This window comes from Pantoea sp. EKM103V (genome assembly GCF_011800365.1).
Taxonomy (GTDB): domain Bacteria; phylum Pseudomonadota; class Gammaproteobacteria; order Enterobacterales; family Enterobacteriaceae; genus Pantoea; species Pantoea anthophila.
Genome location: NZ_JAALFQ010000001.1, coordinates 925,839 through 945,381, shown reverse-complemented (window position 1 = coordinate 945,381; position 19,543 = coordinate 925,839). Strand labels below are relative to the sequence as shown.

Genomic DNA, 19,543 nt, shown 5'->3' with positions numbered 1-19,543 from the left:
CCCTTTATATTGATCTGCATCGCGTCCCCCTTCTGCTTTTTGATTGGTTTTCGCATACTTAGCGTCTATACTGTCCCCCGTTGTTTACTTGAAAGGTTTCAGCGATCACGTGCTTACTGCGATAACTCAAATGATTTGCGCAACAACAGCGTGGTGGTTACCAACCGTAGCCGCACAACTTCCCTGCACGCCTGGCCTTCGTCACCTATTCTTATTCAGTACTGCCCTTTTCAGTTTCAGTCTCAAATCAGAAATTTCACTTCGATGCGCTGCCATCGGATTCCGCCCTTATTCATCCATCACAACTTACAGATAATCCGTCATGAAAAAGACTAAAATCGTTTGTACTATCGGCCCGAAAACCGAATCCGAAGAGATGCTGACTCAGCTGCTTGAAGCTGGCATGAATGTTATGCGTCTGAACTTTTCTCACGGCGACTACGCTGAGCACGGCCAGCGCATTACCAATATGCGCGCTGTGATGCAGAAAACCGGTCGTCAGGCCGCTATCCTGCTGGACACCAAAGGCCCTGAAATCCGCACCATGAAACTGGAAGGCGGTAACGACGCGGCGCTGAAAGCGGGCCAGACCTTTACCTTCACCACCGATCAGAGCGTGATCGGCAACAGCGAGCGCGTTGCCGTCACCTACCCGGGCTTCACGGCTGACCTGAAGATCGGCAACACCGTGCTGGTCGATGATGGCCTGATTGGGATGGAAGTGACCGAAGTCACCGAAAACACCGTAGTCTGTAAAGTACTGAACAATGGCGATCTGGGTGAGAACAAAGGCGTTAACCTGCCAGGCGTCTCAATCCAGCTGCCTGCGCTGGCTGAAAAAGACAAACGCGATCTGATTTTTGGCTGTGAGCAGGGTGTGGACTTTGTCGCTGCTTCGTTCATCCGTAAGCGTTCAGACGTGCTGGAGATTCGTGAGCACCTGAAACAGCACGGCGGTGAGCACATCCAGATCATCTCCAAAATCGAAAACCAGGAAGGCCTGAACAACTTCGACGAAATTCTTGAAGCGTCAGACGGCATCATGGTTGCGCGTGGCGACCTGGGTGTTGAGATCCCGGTTGAAGAAGTGATCTTCGCGCAGAAGATGATGATCAAGAAATGTAATAAAGCGCGCAAAGTGGTCATCACGGCGACCCAGATGCTCGACTCCATGATCAAAAACCCACGCCCTACCCGCGCAGAAGCCGGCGACGTGGCGAACGCCATCCTGGATGGCACCGATGCGGTCATGCTGTCAGGTGAGAGCGCCAAAGGTCGCTATCCGCTGGAGTCGGTCACCATCATGGCGACCATCTGTGAGCGTACCGACCGCGTGATGAAATCGCGCATCGACAGCCAGAACGATACCCGTAAGCTGCGTATCACCGAAGCCGTCTGCCGCGGTGCCGTCGAGACCGCTGAGAAGCTGGAAGCGCCACTGATTGTGGTGGCGACCGAAGGCGGCAAATCGGCTAAAGCGGTGCGTAAATACTTCCCGAACGCCACCATCCTGGCCCTGACCACCAATCAGACCACTGCACGCCAGCTGATCCTGAGTAAGGGCATTGAGACACGCCTGGTTTCTGAGATCGCGTCGACCGATGATTTCTATCGTCTGGGTAAAGAAGCGGCGCTGGAAAGCGGCTACGCTCAGAAAGGCGATGTCGTGGTGCTGGTTTCCGGTGCATTAGTACCAAGCGGAACTACCAACACCGCGTCCGTACACGTCCTGTAAAACCTGCGTCAGCGGTTATTTAGAAGCGCCTTTAAGAGGCGCTTTTTTTATTTCCTCTTAAACCAAATACCAGAAAATTCCAATCGAAAATAACTATTCAAATACTCTTAATATTAAGGTTAATCCGATTAAATCTCTCTGTTTTCGCTAAATTTTTTTATCATATTCTGGGATTCGCTGCTTCTTTGAGCGAACGATCAAATTTAAGCATCTTCTCATCAAAAATTTATTCTCAACTTAAAAAGCTTTGTGTAATACTTGTATTGCTACATGGAGATTAACTCAATCTAGAGGGTATAAATAATGAATCGTACTAAACTGGTACTGGGCGCGGTAGTTCTGGCTTCAACTCTGCTGGCTGGTTGCTCAAGCAACGCTAAAATCGACCAGCTGTCTTCAGACGTTCAGACTCTGAACGCGAAAGTTGACCAGCTGAGCAACGACGTGAACGCAGTGCGTTCAGACGTTCAGGCTGCTAAAGATGACGCAGCACGCGCTAACCAGCGTCTGGACAACCAGGCTCACTCTTACCGTAAGTAAGAGTTCTGGTTTAAAAATGGCGCCTTTATGGCGCCATTTTTTTGCCCCTGCCAGGCTCTATCCGGCACCTTCTGTCAGGGTTTAACGTCCTTTGCCTCCTTCCCTGCTGCCGCACTCTCTGTCGGCACCGCGGCACTTTCCAGCCCTTCGGGCGGCACGGTATCACTCTCTACCGGTTCACCACTGCTGACCAGTACAGGCATGCCTGAGCGTCGTGCGATGCTGGCTTTAATCAGCGCCCGGTCACTCTTCTCACTTTTCATAAACTGTCTGAGTCCGTCGCTGAGCGCAATAGTCTGCGTCTGAGGATCATCTTTGTCACTGCGTGACAGCGGCTGGTGCACTTCAACGTAGCGTTTACCATCCGGCTCGATGGCGTACTTCACCGGCTGATTGATAATCTGCACCCGTGTCCCCTCTGGTACGGCGTTAAACAACGCTTCGATATCTTCGGAACGCAGACGGATGCAGCCGGAGCTGACGCGCATGCCGATGCCAAACTTCGCATTGGTGCCGTGGATCAGATACTGGCCCGTGCCGCGCGCCAGACGCATGGCAAACTGCCCCATCGGGTTATCCGGTCCCGCAGGCACCACGGCGGGCAGCGTGACACCCTCTTTCGCGTAGCGTTTGCGGATGTTCGGGGTTGGCGTCCAGGTAGGATTGGGGATCTTCTGGCTGATACGGGTGACCATCACGGGAGTGGCTGCCCCTAACTGGCCAATGCCGATGGGATAGACGATGACTTTGTTTTCGCCTTTGGGATAGTAATAGAGACGCAGCTCGGCAAGATTCACCACAATGCCTTCGCGTGGCGTATCGGGCAGGATCATCTGTAGCGGTATCGTCAGTTGCGTGCCCGCCTTTGGCAGCCAGGGATCGGTGCCGGGATTCACCTCCAGCATCCCCAGCAGACCGACCTGGTAGCGGGCCGCTATCGCTTCCAGCGGCTGTTTGTTATCGGGAACCTGAGTCAGGACGTTTTCGCCAATCAGGCGACTGTCAGGTGGCGGCAGCGGATATTCCGTGGCGAATGCGGGTGCAGAGAGCCCAAAACAGGTCAGCAGCAATGCACCGGCTAAACGTAAAGCTGGTTTCATGCAATTTTCTCGTCAGATAAAAAAACAGACGCCGGATGGCGTCTGTCGAGTGTAGCTTAGCTGAGGTTCTGAGCGGTATGGCGAATAGACCGAATCATCGCCTCCAGCCCCTGCGACCGGGTGGGCGTCAGGTGCTGCATCAGGGCCAGTTCGCCAAACCAGTGGCGGACATCCAGCGCCAGAATCTCGGCAGGCGGCAAGTTCTGATAGAGACTAATTACGATAGCAATCAGGCCCTTAACGATCGCGGCATCGCTGTCACCTTCGAAGGCGATGGTGCCATCGGCCTGCGGGGTCATTCTGATCCACACCTGGCTCTGGCATCCCGAGATGACGTTTTCCGGCTGGTGCAGGGTTTCAGAGGATTCCGGAAGTTTCGAACCCAGTTCAATGATGTACAGGTACTTCTCTTCCCAGTTGGCGCAACGGTTAAAGTTACGCACCAGTTTCTCTTTTTCAGGCAAATTCGCCATCAGTCACTCCGTTAGAACTGTTCAGCCGCCCAGCAGACGATGAATGCGCGTCAGACCCGCCGCCAGACGATCCACCTCTTCTTCACTGTTATAGAAGGTGAAGGAGGCGCGGCACATCGCAGGCACGTTGTAGTGCTGCATCAGCGGCATGGCGCAGTGATGGCCGGTGCGGATGGCAATACCATACTGATCCAGGAAACTGCCGACATCGTAAGCGTGGTGCTTACCGAGATTGAAGGCGATAACACCGGCGCGCGACTGCGGGCCATAGATGCGGATGTCCGGGACGGTGCCCAGCTTATCCAGGGCATAGTTCATGAGCGCCGTTTCACGCGCATGAATGGTATCAAGTCCCAGCGCCTGCACGTAGGCCAGTGCCGCACCAAAGCCGATAATGCCGCCGGTATTGGGGGTGCCGGCTTCAAAACGCCACGGCGCGCTGTTCCAGGTGGTGCCCGTCGGCAGCATGACGCGGTCAATCATCGACCCGCCGCCCTCCCAGGGTGGCATCTGGTCCAGCAACGCTTTGCGTCCATAAAGGATACCCACGCCGTTCGGGCCGTAGAGTTTATGGCTGGAGAAAACATAGAAATCACAGCCGATATCCTGCACGTCAACTTTGTCATGCATTACCGCCTGCGCACCATCCACCAGGGTAACAACACCCGCGGCTTTGGCCTGCGCCACGATCGCTTTGACCGGGTTAACCGTGCCGAGCACGTTTGAAACATGCGTCACGGCCAGCAGGCGCGTGCGGCTGTCAATCAGCCCCGCCAGCTGCTCAAGCGCCAGCTCACCGTTGTCATTCAACGGCAGCACACGCACTTCGGCTCCGGTGCGCTCAGCCAGCATCTGCCATGGAACGATATTGGCGTGATGCTCCATCTCAGTAATGATCAGGTTATCGCCAGACCGGAGCTGACTGCTGCCCCAGCTGTTGGCCACCAGATTGATGCCTTCGGTGGTTCCTTTGACGAAAACAATCTCTTCCTGCGACGAAGCGTTCAGGAAACGGGCGGCCTGATCGCGCACGTTCTCCATATCACTGGTTGCCTGCTGGCTCAGCGTATGGATGCCGCGATGCACGGCCGCATAGCCGTGCTGGTAAAAATGACTCTCGGCATTGATCACCGAGAGGGGACGTTGTGCGCTGGCGGCGCTGTCAAGGTAGGCCAGCGGATGACCGTTGACCTCTCGCTTCAGGATAGGAAAATCAGCCCTGATGCGGTCGAGATCGAAGTTCATCATACGTCGCCTCCGGGAAAACGTTGCGCGATACGCTGCAGTACGGCCTGACGCATCACCGGATTTTCCAGTGTTTCGGTCAGTTCTGCCGCAAAGGCGTGGATAATCATGGTCTGCGCAGCATCCTGCTCAATACCGCGCGAACGCAGATAGAACATCTGCTCGTCATCGATACGGCCGATGGTGGCGCCGTGGCTGCACTTAACGTCATCCGCATAGATTTCCAGCTGCGGCTTGGTATCGACCTCCGCCAGCTTGCCCAGCAACAGGTTGTTGTTGGTCATCTGCCCGTCTGTCTTCAGTGCATGCTGTGCCACTTTGATGTGACCGTTAAACACCGCACGGCCTTTGTCACGCACGATGGTTTTATGCATCTGACGGCTGACGCAGTGGCCTTTATTGTGCTCCAGGTAAGTACGGGTATCCGCGACTTCCTGTTTCACCGGCAACACCAGGCTGTTAATCGCCAGCGTACTGTTCTCGCCGTTCAGCTGCATGCTGGTATTGTGGCGCGACAGACCGGCACCCAGCAGGAAGCTGGTACTGCTGACCTGCGCATCGTTACCCACCACCAGATCGTTGTGCGCAAAGTGATAGCTGTTGCTGCTTTCAAACGCCAGTTTGGTGTGGGTCAGCTTTGCATTATCTCCGATCGCACAGGTAAAGCGCGAACCGGTGAAATGGGCCTGATCGTTGAGTGAAACGTAGTGCTCAATCACTTCCGCTTCGGCGCTCTCTTCCAGCTGCAGGTGATGACGATAATGAACGGTGTTCATGCCCGTCTGCTGACCGCTGGTGATATGCAGCAGGTAGACCGGGCGCGCTGCAGATTTACCGCGTGCCAGACGCAGGGTGGTCACCTCTTCCGCCAGGCTTTCGGTCAGATGCAGAAACACTTCCGGCTGAACGGCGGCGGGCAGCGGACGACGCTCGGCAGCCACGCTATGCTGAATCTCAAACAGCTCGGTGTCGCGGCTGCTCAGCGCCGCCTGGAACTGACCGTCAACGAAGACCAGGCGGATGGCATCCAGCGGCAGCGCCAGCGCATCAACCTGTTCAGCGCTCAGAGTCTGAGGTGCGTCAGGCAACACAAACTGCTGTGACAGCAGCGTGTCCAGCGGGGTGTATTTCCAGTTTTCATGCTTGCGGGTTGGCAGGCCAACGCGCATCAGTTGCTGCCAGTGCTGCTGAGCCTGCAGAGAACGCACGTCGCCGCGCGACTCAAACAGGTGATGCCACTGTTGCAGCGCAGAATCACTCTTCGTCGGTAAGCCAGCCATAACCTTGCTCCTCCAGCTGTTTCACCAGCGAGAAGTCGCCAGATTTCACGATTTTGCCCTGATACAGAACATGAACGAAGTCTGGCTTGATGTAGTCCAGAATACGCTGGTAGTGGGTCACGATGATAAAGGCACGCTTTTCGTCACGCAGGCTGTTCACACCATTGGCAACGATTTTCAGCGCATCAATGTCCAGACCGGAGTCGGTTTCATCCAGGATGCAGAGCTCAGGCTCCAGCGCCGCCATCTGCAGGATATCGTTACGCTTCTTCTCGCCACCGGAGAAGCCGACGTTAACGGAGCGGGTCAGCAGATCTTCCGGCATCTTCAGCAGCTGAATTTTCTCTTCGATGAAGTCCTGGAAATCAAAGCGATCCAGCTCTTCCTGCTGACGGTATTTGCGCACCGCGTTTACCGACGTCTGCAGGAAAAACTGATTGCTGACGCCGGGGATCTCAACCGGATACTGGAACGCCATAAAGATACCTTCACCAGCGCGCTCTTCCGGTGCCAGCTCCAGCAGATCTTTACCGTTGAAGCTCACCGAACCGCCGGTCACTTCATAATCTTCGCGGCCTGCCAGCGTGGCTGACAGCGTACTTTTACCTGAGCCGTTCGGGCCCATGATGGCATGCACTTCGCCTGGTTTAATTTCGAGATTCAGGCCACGCAGAATGGCTTTATCTTCAACACTGACCTGCAAATCTTTAATGCTTAACATACTTATTCCTTCACGTTGCTTCCGGCAAGGCGTGTGACGGCATCAGCCCACACTGTGCTCAAGGCTGATGGCTAACAATTTCTGGGCTTCCACGGCAAATTCCAGTGGCAGCTCGGAGAATACGTCTTTACAGAAGCCGTTCACGATCATCGAGATGGCGTCTTCTTCGCTGATACCGCGTTGCAGACAGTAGAACATCTGATCTTCGCCGATGCGTGATGTCGTGGCTTCGTGCTCCAGCTGAGCGGTGTTATTGCGGGTCTCCACATACGGGAAGGTATGGGCGCCGCAATCCGGGCCGATCAGCATCGAGTCACACTGCGTAAAGTTACGCGCGTTGGTGGCGGTTGGCATGATTTTCACCAGACCGCGATAGGTGTTCTGACTTTTACCGGCCGAAATCCCTTTAGAGATGATGGTCGATTTGGTGTTTTTACCAATGTGGATCATCTTGGTGCCGGTATCGGCCTGCTGACGACCGCTGGTCAGCGCCACGGAGTAGAACTCACCCACCGAGTAGTCCCCGCGCAGAATGCAGCTCGGGTATTTCCAGGTGATTGCAGAGCCGGTTTCCGACTGTGTCCAAGACATCTTGCTATGGTCACCTTCACACAGCGCACGCTTGGTCACGAAGTTGAGGATACCGCCCTCGCCTTCCCCGCCAGGGAACCAGTTCTGAACCGTGGAGTATTTCACTTCGGCGTTTTTGTGGATGATCACTTCCACCACGGCCGCATGCAGCTGATAGCTGTCACGCACCGGGGCTGAACAGCCTTCGATGTAGCTGACATAGCTGTCTTCGTCCGCAATCAGGATGGTGCGCTCGAACTGACCGGTTTTCGCAGCGTTGATGCGGAAATAGGTCGACAGCTCCATCGGGCAGCGCACCCCTTTCGGGATATAGACAAAGGTGCCGTCTGAGGCGACCGCAGAGTTCAGCGCGGCAAAGAAGTTGTCATTTGCCGGCACGACGGTGCCCAGATACTGCTTCACCAGCTCAGGGTGTTCCTGAATCGCTTCGCCAAAAGAGCAGAAGATGATGCCCTGCTCCGCCAGCTTGCCGCGATAGGTAGTGGCGACTGAAACGGAGTCGAAAATCGCGTCAACCGCCACTTCGCGGCCTTCGCGAACTGGCACCCCCAGCTGATTAAAGGCGTTTTCCACTTCCTGCGTCAGATATTCACTGGCAGGCGCGCTGCCTGAGGCCTGAGTGGCACCCGGCTCCGACGCGCAGCTATCGTCACAGCTGCCGCATGAGGGCGCGGAGTAGTAGCTGTAATCCTGATAGTCGAGCTTCTCGTAGTGCGCTTTCAGCCAGTGAGGCTCTTCCATTTCAAGCCAGGCATGAAACGCTTTAAGACGAAACTCCAGCATCCACTCTGGCTCGTTACGCTTGGCCGAAATCGCGCGCACGACATCTTCGTTGATGCCGTTGGCAAATTCTTCGGTTTGCAGTTGGGTAAAGAAGCCCTCTTTGTAGTTGAGCTTGCCTTCCCAGATTTGTACATCGTCAGATGTTTCGCTGTGTCGTGACATATTTCACTTACTCGACGCCAAAGCTCTCACCACACCCGCAGGCGTGCTGAGCTTTAGGGTTATTGAATTTAAAAATCTGATTCAGGCCTTCGCGAACATAGTCCAGCTCGGTGCCATCAACGAATGGCATCGCCTGAAGCGGCACAAACAGCGTTGCGCCGTAGAATGAAAACTGCAGATCGTCTTCGACAGGCTCTTTCACCAAATCCATAACGTAGCCGAACCCGGCGCAGCCGGATTGTTTCACGCTGAGTCGCAGACCCTTGACATCAGGGTCCTGCGCCGCCAGATTGAGAATTTGTTGCGCTGCGGTTTCAGTCAGCGTCAGCCCTTTCCAGACGAAATCGTCAGGAGAAAAAGAGTCTGTATTAACGGATGCCATATTGATACCTCTTGAGTCCGGACCTTTTCAGGCTATCCCCCTATGGTAGTGATCTCACCGATCACTTCAACCTCTTGTTTTGCAGGGATAATCATCTTGTGCTGTTTTATTTGCTTAATAATTAAGCATAGCCTCTTCAGCTCACTGTGTGGTGAGAACGTCAGCCTTAATAAGCCAATGATAACCTATTAATAAATCACTCATTTTAAAATAACCCTTTTTGATAAAAAGGCTTATTGATAGGTTACGCCTTTCTGCGATGTAAACAGATTGTTATTTCCGATTATACCGACAGGCAGGATAAATCGTTAAATTTTTCTGCCCGCACATTGCAATCCCTGAACAGTTGAATATGATAATTATTATCATTCACATTCAGGATGGTTTCATGACGCTCTCTGTCTCAGCCTGGCTCCAGCACAAAATCGATGAATACCAGTTCAGCATCCGCGATATCACCGTCGACTTTTACATGGCGCAGGCAAAGCTTGATCGGGCCGACTGCACGATACATCAGCTGCGTCAGTTCAACGATGCCTGTCAGGATATGGCAGAGATCTGCCAGTTGAATGGTGACGACCAGAGTTACCTGCATGCGATGGGAAAACTGCATCATCGCCTGGTTCAGGAGATGGGAAACAGCGAACGCGACCGCCTGTTCCGTATTCAGGCTTACCAGCTGGCGCGCCTCTCCCTGACCCGCCTCTGCCATCAACTGGCTCTCGTCGGCGAGTGGAACAAAGCCTCCGCGCTGCAAAGCGACTTCGTACGTCACGCAGGCTGGATATTCTAATCCAGCCATGCCGTGACGTCGCGCACAATTTTTTTACATTAATGCTAACAAAGCCTGAAGCGGATGACGCATGCCGTTGCCTTCCACCCGTTTGACCTGACTGCGGCAGGAGTAGCCGGTCGCCAGACAGCGCTGACGCGGCAGCCGCTGAAGCTGCGGATGCCATGAGAGCGCATAGATCCCCAGCGAGTTCTCCAGGTTTTTGCTCTCATGGCCGTAAGTTCCGGCCATGCCGCAGCAGCCAACGTTGATGTTCTCCAGTTTCGCACCAAACCGGGCAAAGATATCCTGCCACTGACCGGGGGCTGAGGGCAGCGCAGTTACCTCGGTACAGTGCGCAAACAGATACCATGACTCGCCGCCCGTGGCCTGTACGTCACGCTCTGCCAGCGCCCGCTGCAGCCATTCATGCACCAGCAACACAGCAAAGTCGCCACGTGCGTCGCCCAGCGTCTGACGATACTCATCGCGATAGCAGAGCACGGTGGCCGGGTCGACCCCGACCATCGGCAGGCCCAGTTTTGCCACCCGGTTGAGGAAGTCGGCCGTCCGGGCTGCGGTTCGGGCAAAGCGCTGCAGGAAGCCCTTAACGTGCTGCGCTTTACCATTGGGTGAGAATGGCAGCAGAACCGGACGATAGCCCAGCTTCTCAATCAGCCGGATGAAGTCACTGACCAGCTGCGCCTCATAGAAGCTGGTAAAGGGGTCCTGAACCACCAGCACACAATGCTCACGCTCCGCGGCGGTCAGCGCTTCCAGCTGCTCCAGCGTCATGTTCATCGCCGGATGTCCGCTGAGCTGCTGCTTCAGATTGGGCGCAGAGAGCAGAGGCAGGTCGACCATGCCGATATGCGTTTTGCTCAGCTCTTTCAGCCACGGCTGGCGCAGGAAGAAGTTAAACACTTTGGGTGCCTTCGCCATCAGCGGCGTATAGCTCTCAACCGCTGCCACCAGATGATCGCTCGCCGGGCGCAGATAGCGGGTGTGGTAAAGCTGCAGGAAACGTGAGCGGAACGCAGGCACGTCGATTTTGATCGGACACTGGGTGGAGCAGGCTTTGCAGGCCAGACAGCCTGACATCGCCTCTTTGACCTCATGCGAGAAGTCATACTCCCCTTTGCTGGCGTGCCAGCTGTTGCGGGTACGGGCGATCAGGGCGCGCAGCGACAGACGGTTTTCCGGCAGCTGCTTCTCCAGCATCAGCGGATCGACGCCCTGCCCGGCCAGCAGCCGCAGCCACTCCCGCGTCAGGCTCGCCCGTCCCTTGGGCGAGTGAATACGGTTGCGGGTGATCTTCATGGACGGACACATCGGGCTGCGGGCATCGAAGTTAAAACATAACCCGTTGCCATTACACTCCATCGCGCCGCGCCACTCATCCCGCACCGTTAACGGAATCTGCCGATCCCAGGTGCCACGCTTGACCGCATCAACCTGCATCATCTCGTCATGACGGTTGAAGGGGGTACAGATCTTGCCCGGATTAAGACGGTTAAGCGGATCGAAGGCCGCTTTGATGCGGCGCAGTTCGTTAAACAGCGTTTCGCCAAAGAAGGCCGGACTGTACTGGGCGCGGAACCCTTTACCATGCTCTCCCCACAGCAGGCCACCGTAGCGCGCGGTCAGTGCCACCACCTCGTCGGAGATCTGTTTCATCATCATCTCCTGCTGCGGATCGCACATATCCAGCGCCGGACGGACGTGCAGCACGCCCGCATCAACGTGTCCGAACATGCCGTAACTCAGACCGTGGCTGTCGAGCAGCGCGCGAAACTCGACAATGTAATCCGCCAGCTTCTCTGGCGGCACGGCCGTGTCTTCCACAAAGGGGATCGGTTTTGCCCGCCCTTTGGCGTTGCCCAGCAGTCCGACGGCCTTTTTACGCATGTTATAGATGCGTTCGATGCCCTCCAGGTCATTACAGAACTGATAGCCAATCACACCGCCCTGCTGCTGCGCCATCAGCGCATCGAGGCGGGCGCTGAGCCGTTCAATCTGCTGGTCGATCAGTGCGGCGTTGTCACCGGCGAACTCAACGATGTTCAGCCCCTGCATCTCTTTATCGGGCACATCGGCGATCAGTTCACGCACCGAGTGCCAGACGATATCTTCACGGGCCAGATTGAGCACCTTAGAGTCCACGGTTTCAACCGACAGCGCCTGGGCTTCCACCATAAAGGGTGCATTGCGCAGCGCAGAGTCAAAGGAGTCATATTTGATGTTTACCAGCCGCCGCACTTTTGGCAGCGGTGTGATATCAAGCCGGGCTTCGGTGACAAACGCCAGCGTCCCTTCCGCGCCACAGAGCAACCGCGTCATGTCAAAGGTCTGCATGTCATCGCTGAAGACATGGCGCAGGTCATAACCGGTCAGGAACCGATTCAGCTTTGGAAACTTTTCCAGAATCAGCGCACGGTGTTCACGGCAGCGGGTCAGAACCTGCTGATAGAGCCGCCCTTCGGGGGTTGCCGTCTGCGCCAGCGTTTCCGCCAGCGCGGTGGCCATCGGCCGCGTATCCAGGATATCGCCGCCCAGCAGCACGGCGCGCAGGCCCAGCACATGATCCGAGGTCTTGCCATACACCAGCGATCCCTGCCCCGAAGCATCGGTGTTGATCATACCGCCCAGCGTCGCCCGGTTACTGGTGGACAACTCCGGGGAGAAGAAAAAGCCGAAAGGCTTCAGCCAGGCATTGAGCTGATCTTTGATCACGCCCGCTTCCACCCGCACCCACCGCTCTTCCGTATTGATCTCCAGAATGCGGTTCATATAGCGCGACATGTCGACCACAATCCCCTGATTCAGCGACTGCCCGTTTGTACCGGTGCCGCCGCCGCGCGGTGTAAACACCAGGCTGGCAAAGCGGGCCTCTCCCGCCACGCGGGCGAGCAGCGCCACATCCGCGGTGGAGCGCGGAAACAGCGCCGCGTCAGGCAGCAACTGATAGATGCTGTTATCGGTAGAGAGTGAGAGACGATCGGCATAGCTGGTGGCCATGTCGCCGGTAAAACCCTGCTCTTTCAGCGACTCAAGGAACGTCAGCACCAGTTGAACGAGGCCCGGTGCCTGCGAAATCTGTGGGATCATGATTGTCTGACCGAAGGTGTTGTAAACGTTTGCGTTTATGCGTTAGCGATTTCCCGTTTTAACATATTTTTTCTGCGTCTGCCGTTTTTTCAGAAAAGCCAAAACCTTTCTCTGTAACGCTGTTTAATCCTCAGTAAATAGATCATGATGAAAACCGGCATCGCTATGCCGGAAAATGAAGGATTAAGACGAGGTTATGAGTCAATGATGAAAAGCCAGTACCGGGATATGGATTTACCGCAGATTCTCTTTACCCTGATGTTCATTCTGCTGCTGATTGTCGCCTGCCTGTGGGTGGTGCAGCCGTTTATTCTGGGCTTCGCCTGGGCCAGCATGGTGGTGATTGCTACCTGGCCGCTGATGCTGAAATTTCAGCGACTGCTGTGGGGACGCCGTTCGCTGGCTGTGATCGTGATGACCCTGCTGCTTTTGCTGCTGTTTATCATCCCTATCGCCCTGCTGGTCAGCAGCCTGATTGATAACAGCGCACCGGTCATTGCGTGGGTCACGCAGGGGCACACGATGCCGAAGCTGGTGTGGCTCAAAGAGATCCCAATGGTCGGCAAAAAGCTTTATGTCAGTTATGACACCCTGGTGGCGAGCGGCGGGGCCGGGATCATGGCCAAGATACAGCCCTATATCGGGCGTACCACCGGCTTTTTTGTCGCTCAGGCCGGTCATTTCGGGCGCTTTATGATCCATCTGGGCGTGATGTTACTTTTCAGCGTGCTGCTTTACTGGCGCGGTGAGCAGGCCGCTCAGGGCATTCGCCACTTTGCCTTTCGTATGGCCGGACGCCGTGGGGATGCCGCCGTGCTTCTGGCGGCGCAATCCATTCGTGCCGTGGCGCTGGGCGTGGTAGTCACGGCGCTGGTACAGGGCGTGCTCGGCGGTATCGGTCTGGCTATCTCCGGTATTCCCTACGCCACGCTCTTAACGGTGCTGATGATCCTCTGCTGTCTGGTCCAGCTCGGCCCGCTGCTGGTGCTGGTTCCGGCCATCATCTATCTCTACTGGAGCGGCGACACCACCTGGGGAACCGTGCTGCTGGTCTGGAGTTGTGTGGTGGGCACGATGGACAACGTCCTACGTCCGATGTTAATTCGTATGGGTGCCGATCTGCCGATGATCCTGATCCTCTCTGGTGTTATTGGTGGTCTGTTTGCGTTTGGCATGATTGGTCTTTTTATCGGACCGGTGGTGCTGGCGGTCTCTTATCGTCTCGTTTCCGTCTGGGTGCATGAAGCGCCGGCCCCGGATAACGATCCGCAGGCGGTGGCGGAAGCCCTTGCCGATCACGATGGCACCCCGCCCGCTGTGTGATACGGAACGGTAACAGGTTCTCCCGACGGCCTGTTTAACGATTGATTAGTGCGGTTAATGATGATTAACCGCACCCCCCCCTGCCGATCGGATAAATTTCCCTTTCCATTAGCGATTTTTAAGAAAAAAGCCATTCCCGGCCCAAAACAGACCTTTTTCGGCTAAAAAAGATTATTTTCTGCACTGTTTCTTAAGCCAAATGGGGGAGTTTAGAGGGCAAAAGATTATCGGCTTTAAACTAATAAGAGGATTCTTAAAGACGCCAGCCAGCCATATGAATAACATGTTTCCTATGTTCGAAATCAACTTACTGATTTCCAGACAACCTTATTCCCCTGAGTAGAGTAAAGAATTGCTGTGTGTAGTCTTTGCCCATCCCCTGTGATGGGCTTTTTTTTTTGCCTGAATCTGACCAGCAATAAAAAGAAAAAGGCCCGCAATGCGGGCCTGAAGGTTTGACAACAGCAGCGGTAAGGCCGTCAGGCCGTTTTCTTTAACTGCGCCAGACTCACCCAGGTTTCCACGACGGTGTCCGGGTTGAGCGACAGACTGTCAATGCCCTCTTCCATCAGCCAAGCGGCGAAATCCTGGTGATCGGACGGTCCCTGACCGCAGATGCCCACATATTTCCCCTGCTTTTTCGCGGCCCTGATCGCCATCGACAGCAGTGCCTTCACCGCCTCGTTTCGCTCATCAAACAGCGCAGAAACCACGCCTGAGTCACGATCCAGTCCCAGCGTCAGCTGCGTCATGTCGTTAGAGCCGATAGAGAAGCCATCAAAGTGCGCCAGGAACTGCTCCGCCAGCAGGGCATTCGATGGGATCTCGCACATCATGATGATCTTCAGCCCGTTCTCACCGCGCTTCAGCCCCTGACGCGCCAGCTCCTCCACCACCGCCTGCGCCTGGTCCACCGTGCGCACGAACGGAACCATGATTTCAACGTTGGTCAGGCCCATCTCATTGCGGACACGTTTTACCGCTTCACACTCCAGCGCAAAGCAGTCCCGGAAGCTATCGGCCACATAGCGACCTGCGCCCCGGAAACCGAGCATCGGGTTTTCCTCTTCCGGCTCATAGCGTTCGCCGCCCACAAGGTTGGCATATTCGTTAGTTTTAAAGTCGGAAAGTCGGACAATTACGCGTTTCGGTGCGAATGCCGCGCCAAGGGTAGCAATTCCCTCGGTCAGGCGGGCGATGTAGAACTCCACCGGATTATCAAATCCTTTGGTCATTTTACGAATCTGCTGCTGCAGTTCCGGGGTCTGCTGGTCGAACTCCAGCAGCGCTTTCGGATGCACGCCAATCATGCGGTTGATGATGAACTCCAGCCGCGCCAGGCCGACACCTTCATTCGGCAGACAGGCAAAATCGAAGGCACGGTCGGGATTGCCCACGTTCATCATGATTTTCAGCGGCAGTTCAGGCAGTGAGTCAACCTGAGAGCTGGTGATATCGAAGTCCAGCAGGTCATCATAGACATAGCCGGTATCGCCTTCGGCGCAGGAGACGGTAACGTTGTGCCCCTCTTTCAGCCGCTCGGTGGCGTCACCACAGCCCACTACGGCCGGAATGCCCAGCTCACGCGCGATGATCGCCGCATGGCAGGTCCGTCCGCCCCGGTTAGTGACGATGGCGGATGCCTTCTTCATGATCGGTTCCCAGTCCGGGTCGGTCATGTCGGTCACCAGCACATCCCCTTTCTCAATCCGGTTCATTTCGCTGATATCGTGGATGACCTTCACCGTACCGGCGCCGATACGATGACCGATAGCACGGCCTTCCACTACCACGCTGCCCTGCGCCTGCAGGGTGTAGCGCTCCATCACCTGACCGTTTGAACGCACGGTTTCAGGACGAGCCTGAACGATAAACAGTTTGCCGGTGTGACCATCTTTGGCCCACTCAATATCCATCGGGCGCTGATAGTGCTGTTCGATCAGCACGGCCTGCTTCGCCAGCGCCTGCACCTCTTCATCGTTCAGGCAGAAACGATCGCGTTCGGCCTCCGGCACATCTTCAATCCGCACCTGCTCACCGTGGGCCTGAGAGTCGGCGTAGACCATGCGAACCTTTTTCGACCCCATGTTGCGGCGCACGATAGCGGGACGATCGGCTGCCAGGGTCGGTTTGTGGACATAGAACTCATCCGGGTTAACCGCACCCTGCACCACCATTTCACCCAGCCCCAGTGCAGCCGTGATAAACACCACCTGATCAAAGCCGGATTCGGTATCAATGGTAAACATCACGCCAGACGCGGCCAGATCCGAGCGTACCATGCGCTGAATGCCGGCGGAGAGCGCCACACCGCGATGATCGTAGCCCTGGTGGACGCGGTAGGAGATGGCACGGTCGTTAAACAGCGAGGCGAAGACGTGCTTCACCGCCACCATGACGGCGTCAATACCCTGCACATTCAGAAAGGTCTCCTGCTGACCGGCAAAGGAGGCATCGGGCATATCCTCTGCGGTTGCCGAGGAGCGGACGGCAAACGAGGCGTCATGATCATCGGCAGAAAGCTGCTCGTAGGCGTCCAGAATGGCGGATTCCAGTTCCGGCAGGAAGGGGGTCTCAACCACCCACTGACGAATCTGTTTACCCGCTTTGGCCAGCGCTTCGACATCATCAATGTCGGTTTCATCCAGCAGCGCATAGATACGCTGGTTCAGCCCGCTTTGATCCAGGAAGAGGTTAAAGGCGTATGAGGTCGTCGCAAATCCGTTGGGCACGGAGACACCCAGCGACGAGAGATTCGTGATCATTTCACCCAGAGAGGCATTTTTGCCGCCCACCCGTTCAACATCATGCATGCCTAGCTGGTTATACCAGAGCACAAGTGGCTGTGCGTCATTACTGGCCATTAAGCGTATCCTTTTTAATGAATGGGGACAGGGAGTCATCTGTCCTCAGCCTGGCATATCACTTAAGCAATCACGATCTGTTGAATCGTTAAAGCAGAATTTCAGAAGCAGTTTCGGAATTGTGAGCGTTTTATTTTGCCGTTGCGCAAAATCGCCATTTTTACCTAACTCATTGATATTTTAACGTAAGTTAAATTTTCCCTTATCAGAGTGCTGTTTTTTGTTGCGCAACAAACCCGCGCAGACGCTGCCAGAAAACCGCCCCTCAGACGGTTAAAACAGCAAAATCCCCACGTTCGCTTTGTAGCCAGTGCCTTGAATCTCCGGATAAATAACCCGGATAGCGATTCCAGAAATGAACATCCGGCATGATTTTTTTCGCCGCATGACGCATGCTGATAACTCACTCTTGTTCAGGACAGAAGCGGTTATGACAACTGACAGAAGCGTTTTCTATATTTCCGATGGTACCGCCATCACGGCTGAAGTGCTGGGCCATGCGGTGTTGTCGCAGTTCCCGGTCAATATCACCAGCCTGACGCTGCCGTTTGTTGAAAACGTCCAGCGGGCGCTGGCGGTTAAAGCTCAGATCAACGCGCTGTATCAGCAGAGCGGCGTCCGGCCGCTGGTCTTTTTCTCAATAGTCACACCGGAAGTGCGCGACATCATCGTGCAGAGCGAGGGCTTCTGTCAGGACATCGTACAGGCGCTGGTCGCCCCGCTGCAGCAGGAGCTGGGTTTAGCGCCTGCGCCAGTGGCTCACCGCACCCACGGTCTGGATGCCAGTAACCTAGGGAAATATGATGCCCGCATCGCGGCCATCGATTACGCCCTGGCCCATGATGACGGCATCTCACTGCGCGGGCTGGAGGATGCGCAGGTGATCCTCGTCGGCGTCTCACGCTGCGGCAAGACGCCCACCAGCCTCTATCTGGCAATGCAGTTTGGTATCCGTGCTGCCAACTACCCATTCATTGCTGACGACATGGACAACCTTAAGCTGCCGCCCGCCCTGCGCGCGCATCAGAACAAACTGTTCGGGCTGACCATCGATCCGGAACGGCTGGCGGCCATCCGCCAGGAGCGGGCGGAAAATACCCGTTACGCCTCAATGCGCCAGTGCCGGCTGGAAGTGGGCGAAGTGGAGGCCCTGTTCCGCACCCACCAGATCCGTTATCTGAACAGCACCAACTACTCGGTGGAGGAGATAGCCACAAAAATTCTCGACATCATGGGTCTGACACGCCGCATGTACTAGGAAGCGGGAGCGGGCAGACGATGTAAAGCGTTGCTGCCGTCGGTTCTGATTTCATTATCAAATTCCGGGTTGAATTCGCACCCTGATGGTTTATTGTGACCACCATCACTTCCCGGTATTTCACCGCTGCGAAGAACCGTTTTCGAGAAACTCATGAATAAAACTGACGAACTGCGTACCGCGCGCATTGGTAATCTGATTACGCCTGCCAGCCTGGCGGCTGAGCACCCTGTCTCTGCGGCGATTGCCGATAATGTCACCGCAGCCCGCAAACGTATTGCCCGAATTCTGACCGGTGAAGATCCCCGCCTGCTGGTGGTGATCGGCCCCTGCTCGCTGCACGATCCCCGAGCGGCGCTGGAGTATGCTGAGCGCCTGAATGCGCTTCGCAGTCGCTATGCCGACCGACTGGAGATTGTTATGCGCGCTTACTTTGAAAAGCCGCGCACCGTAGTGGGCTGGAAAGGATTAATTTCCGATCCGGATCTGGATGGTCGTTATGATGTGAACCGTGGCATCTCTATTGCCCGCAAGCTGCTGATCGACATCAACGCCCTGGGCCTGCCTACCGCCACCGAATTTCTGGATATGGTGATCGGCCAGTTTATTGCCGACCTGATCAGCTGGGGCGCGATTGGCGCTCGCACCACTGAAAGCCAGATCCACCGCGAAATGGCCTCCGCCCTCTCCTGCCCGGTCGGCTTTAAAAACGGCACCGATGGCAACGTCCAGATTGCCGTGGATGCGATTCGTGCCGCGCGCGCCAGCCATATGTTCCTCTCGCCGGATAAGCTGGGCCAGATGACCATTTATCAGACCAGCGGCAATCCGCATGGTCATGTGATTCTGCGTGGGGGTAAACAGCCCAACTATCATGCCAGTGACGTCGCGGCGGCGGCTGAGAGCCTGTCAGCCTTTAATCTGCCAGAGCAGCTGGTCATCGATTTCAGTCACGGCAACTGCCTGAAGCAGCACCGTCGTCAGAAGGATGTGGCCGCAGATGTCGCGGAGCAGATCAAAGCAGGATCGCGTGCCGTGGCGGGCGTTATGATTGAAAGTTTCCTGCAGGAGGGCAATCAGAAGGTGGTGAGTGGTGAGCCCCTGGTTTACGGCCAGTCGATTACCGATCCCTGCCTCGGCTGGGAGGATAGCGAAGCTGTTCTCGCCCTGCTGGCCGAGGCGGTTTCTCACCGCCTCTGAGTCTCT

The 19,543-nt window shown here is 55.7% G+C and carries 15 protein-coding genes and 1 other RNA gene; 7 read left to right on the top strand and 9 right to left on the bottom strand.

Going from position 1 to position 19,543, the window contains the following annotated elements; genetic code table 11:
• Window positions 1-322 precede the first annotated feature (322 nt).
• On the top strand, window positions 323-1,735 hold the full coding sequence (gene pykF, locus HFD97_RS04585) for a pyruvate kinase PykF (RefSeq protein WP_009090491.1): 1,413 nt from the start codon (window positions 323-325) through the stop codon (window positions 1,733-1,735).
• 303 nt (window positions 1,736-2,038) lie between these two features.
• Window positions 2,039-2,275 (top strand): major outer membrane lipoprotein, encoded by a 237-nt coding sequence (locus HFD97_RS04580; protein WP_009090492.1) that lies wholly within the window; start codon window positions 2,039-2,041, stop codon window positions 2,273-2,275.
• Between the two features lie 74 nt (window positions 2,276-2,349).
• Here HFD97_RS04580 and HFD97_RS04575 read toward each other — a convergent pair whose 3' ends face one another.
• From HFD97_RS04575 to sufA, 7 genes are read right to left on the bottom strand one after another with little or no spacing between them, the layout of a single operon-like run.
• Window positions 2,350-3,375, bottom strand: coding sequence for a L,D-transpeptidase family protein (locus HFD97_RS04575; RefSeq protein ID WP_167430899.1), 1,026 nt, complete (start codon window positions 3,373-3,375; stop codon window positions 2,350-2,352).
• A gap of 56 nt (window positions 3,376-3,431) precedes the next feature.
• On the bottom strand, window positions 3,432-3,848 hold the full coding sequence (gene sufE, locus HFD97_RS04570) for a cysteine desulfuration protein SufE (protein WP_009090494.1): 417 nt from the start codon (window positions 3,846-3,848) through the stop codon (window positions 3,432-3,434).
• A gap of 21 nt (window positions 3,849-3,869) precedes the next feature.
• The gene (gene sufS, locus HFD97_RS04565) at window positions 3,870-5,093 is read right to left on the bottom strand and encodes a cysteine desulfurase SufS (protein WP_009090495.1); all 1,224 of its coding nucleotides are present in this window, start codon (window positions 5,091-5,093) and stop codon (window positions 3,870-3,872) included.
• On the bottom strand, window positions 5,093-6,373 hold the full coding sequence (gene sufD / locus HFD97_RS04560) for a Fe-S cluster assembly protein SufD (RefSeq protein WP_167430900.1): 1,281 nt from the start codon (window positions 6,371-6,373) through the stop codon (window positions 5,093-5,095). The genes sufS and sufD overlap by 1 nt, the downstream gene beginning before the upstream one ends.
• Window positions 6,348-7,094: a Fe-S cluster assembly ATPase SufC gene (gene sufC / locus HFD97_RS04555; protein WP_009090499.1), complete on the bottom strand. Its 747-nt coding sequence runs from the start codon at window positions 7,092-7,094 to the stop codon at window positions 6,348-6,350. Before sufC ends, sufD begins: the two co-directional genes overlap by 26 nt.
• A 42-nt stretch (window positions 7,095-7,136) precedes the next feature.
• Window positions 7,137-8,630 (bottom strand): Fe-S cluster assembly protein SufB, encoded by a 1,494-nt coding sequence (gene sufB, locus HFD97_RS04550; RefSeq protein WP_046101730.1) that lies wholly within the window; start codon window positions 8,628-8,630, stop codon window positions 7,137-7,139.
• 7 nt (window positions 8,631-8,637) lie between these two features.
• Window positions 8,638-9,012 (bottom strand): Fe-S cluster assembly scaffold SufA, encoded by a 375-nt coding sequence (gene sufA / locus HFD97_RS04545; protein ID WP_009090504.1) that lies wholly within the window; start codon window positions 9,010-9,012, stop codon window positions 8,638-8,640.
• Between the two features lie 388 nt (window positions 9,013-9,400).
• Here sufA and HFD97_RS04540 point away from each other — a divergent pair, with 388 nt between their 5' ends.
• Complete coding sequence (locus tag HFD97_RS04540; RefSeq protein WP_009090506.1) at window positions 9,401-9,805, top strand: hypothetical protein; 405 nt, start codon at window positions 9,401-9,403, stop codon at window positions 9,803-9,805.
• A gap of 33 nt (window positions 9,806-9,838) precedes the next feature.
• Here the strand turns inward: HFD97_RS04540 and HFD97_RS04535 are convergent, their stop codons facing one another.
• Window positions 9,839-12,892: an FAD-binding and (Fe-S)-binding domain-containing protein gene (locus HFD97_RS04535; RefSeq protein ID WP_167430901.1), complete on the bottom strand. Its 3,054-nt coding sequence runs from the start codon at window positions 12,890-12,892 to the stop codon at window positions 9,839-9,841.
• A 204-nt stretch (window positions 12,893-13,096) separates the two neighbouring features.
• Here HFD97_RS04535 and ydiK point away from each other — a divergent pair, with 204 nt between their 5' ends.
• Window positions 13,097-14,215, top strand: a complete 1,119-nt coding sequence (ydiK, locus tag HFD97_RS04530; RefSeq protein WP_369974595.1) for an AI-2E family transporter — start codon at window positions 13,097-13,099, stop codon at window positions 14,213-14,215.
• A 292-nt stretch (window positions 14,216-14,507) separates the two neighbouring features.
• Window positions 14,508-14,615: antisense sRNA RprA (rprA, locus tag HFD97_RS04525), an RNA gene on the top strand.
• A gap of 79 nt (window positions 14,616-14,694) precedes the next feature.
• Here rprA and ppsA read toward each other — a convergent pair.
• Complete coding sequence (ppsA, locus tag HFD97_RS04520) at window positions 14,695-17,079, bottom strand: phosphoenolpyruvate synthase (RefSeq protein WP_167430902.1); 2,385 nt, start codon at window positions 17,077-17,079, stop codon at window positions 14,695-14,697.
• 430 nt (window positions 17,080-17,509) lie between these two features.
• On the opposite strand from ppsA, the gene HFD97_RS04515 reads away from it, so the two are divergent.
• Both HFD97_RS04515 and HFD97_RS04510 read left to right on the top strand, forming a co-directional pair.
• Window positions 17,510-18,337 (top strand): pyruvate, water dikinase regulatory protein, encoded by an 828-nt coding sequence (locus HFD97_RS04515; RefSeq protein WP_009090518.1) that lies wholly within the window; start codon window positions 17,510-17,512, stop codon window positions 18,335-18,337.
• Between the two features lie 153 nt (window positions 18,338-18,490).
• Entirely contained in the window at window positions 18,491-19,537 is a 1,047-nt protein-coding gene (locus HFD97_RS04510; protein WP_046101726.1) for a 3-deoxy-7-phosphoheptulonate synthase, read from the top strand.
• The last annotated feature ends 6 nt before the right edge of the window (window positions 19,538-19,543 follow it).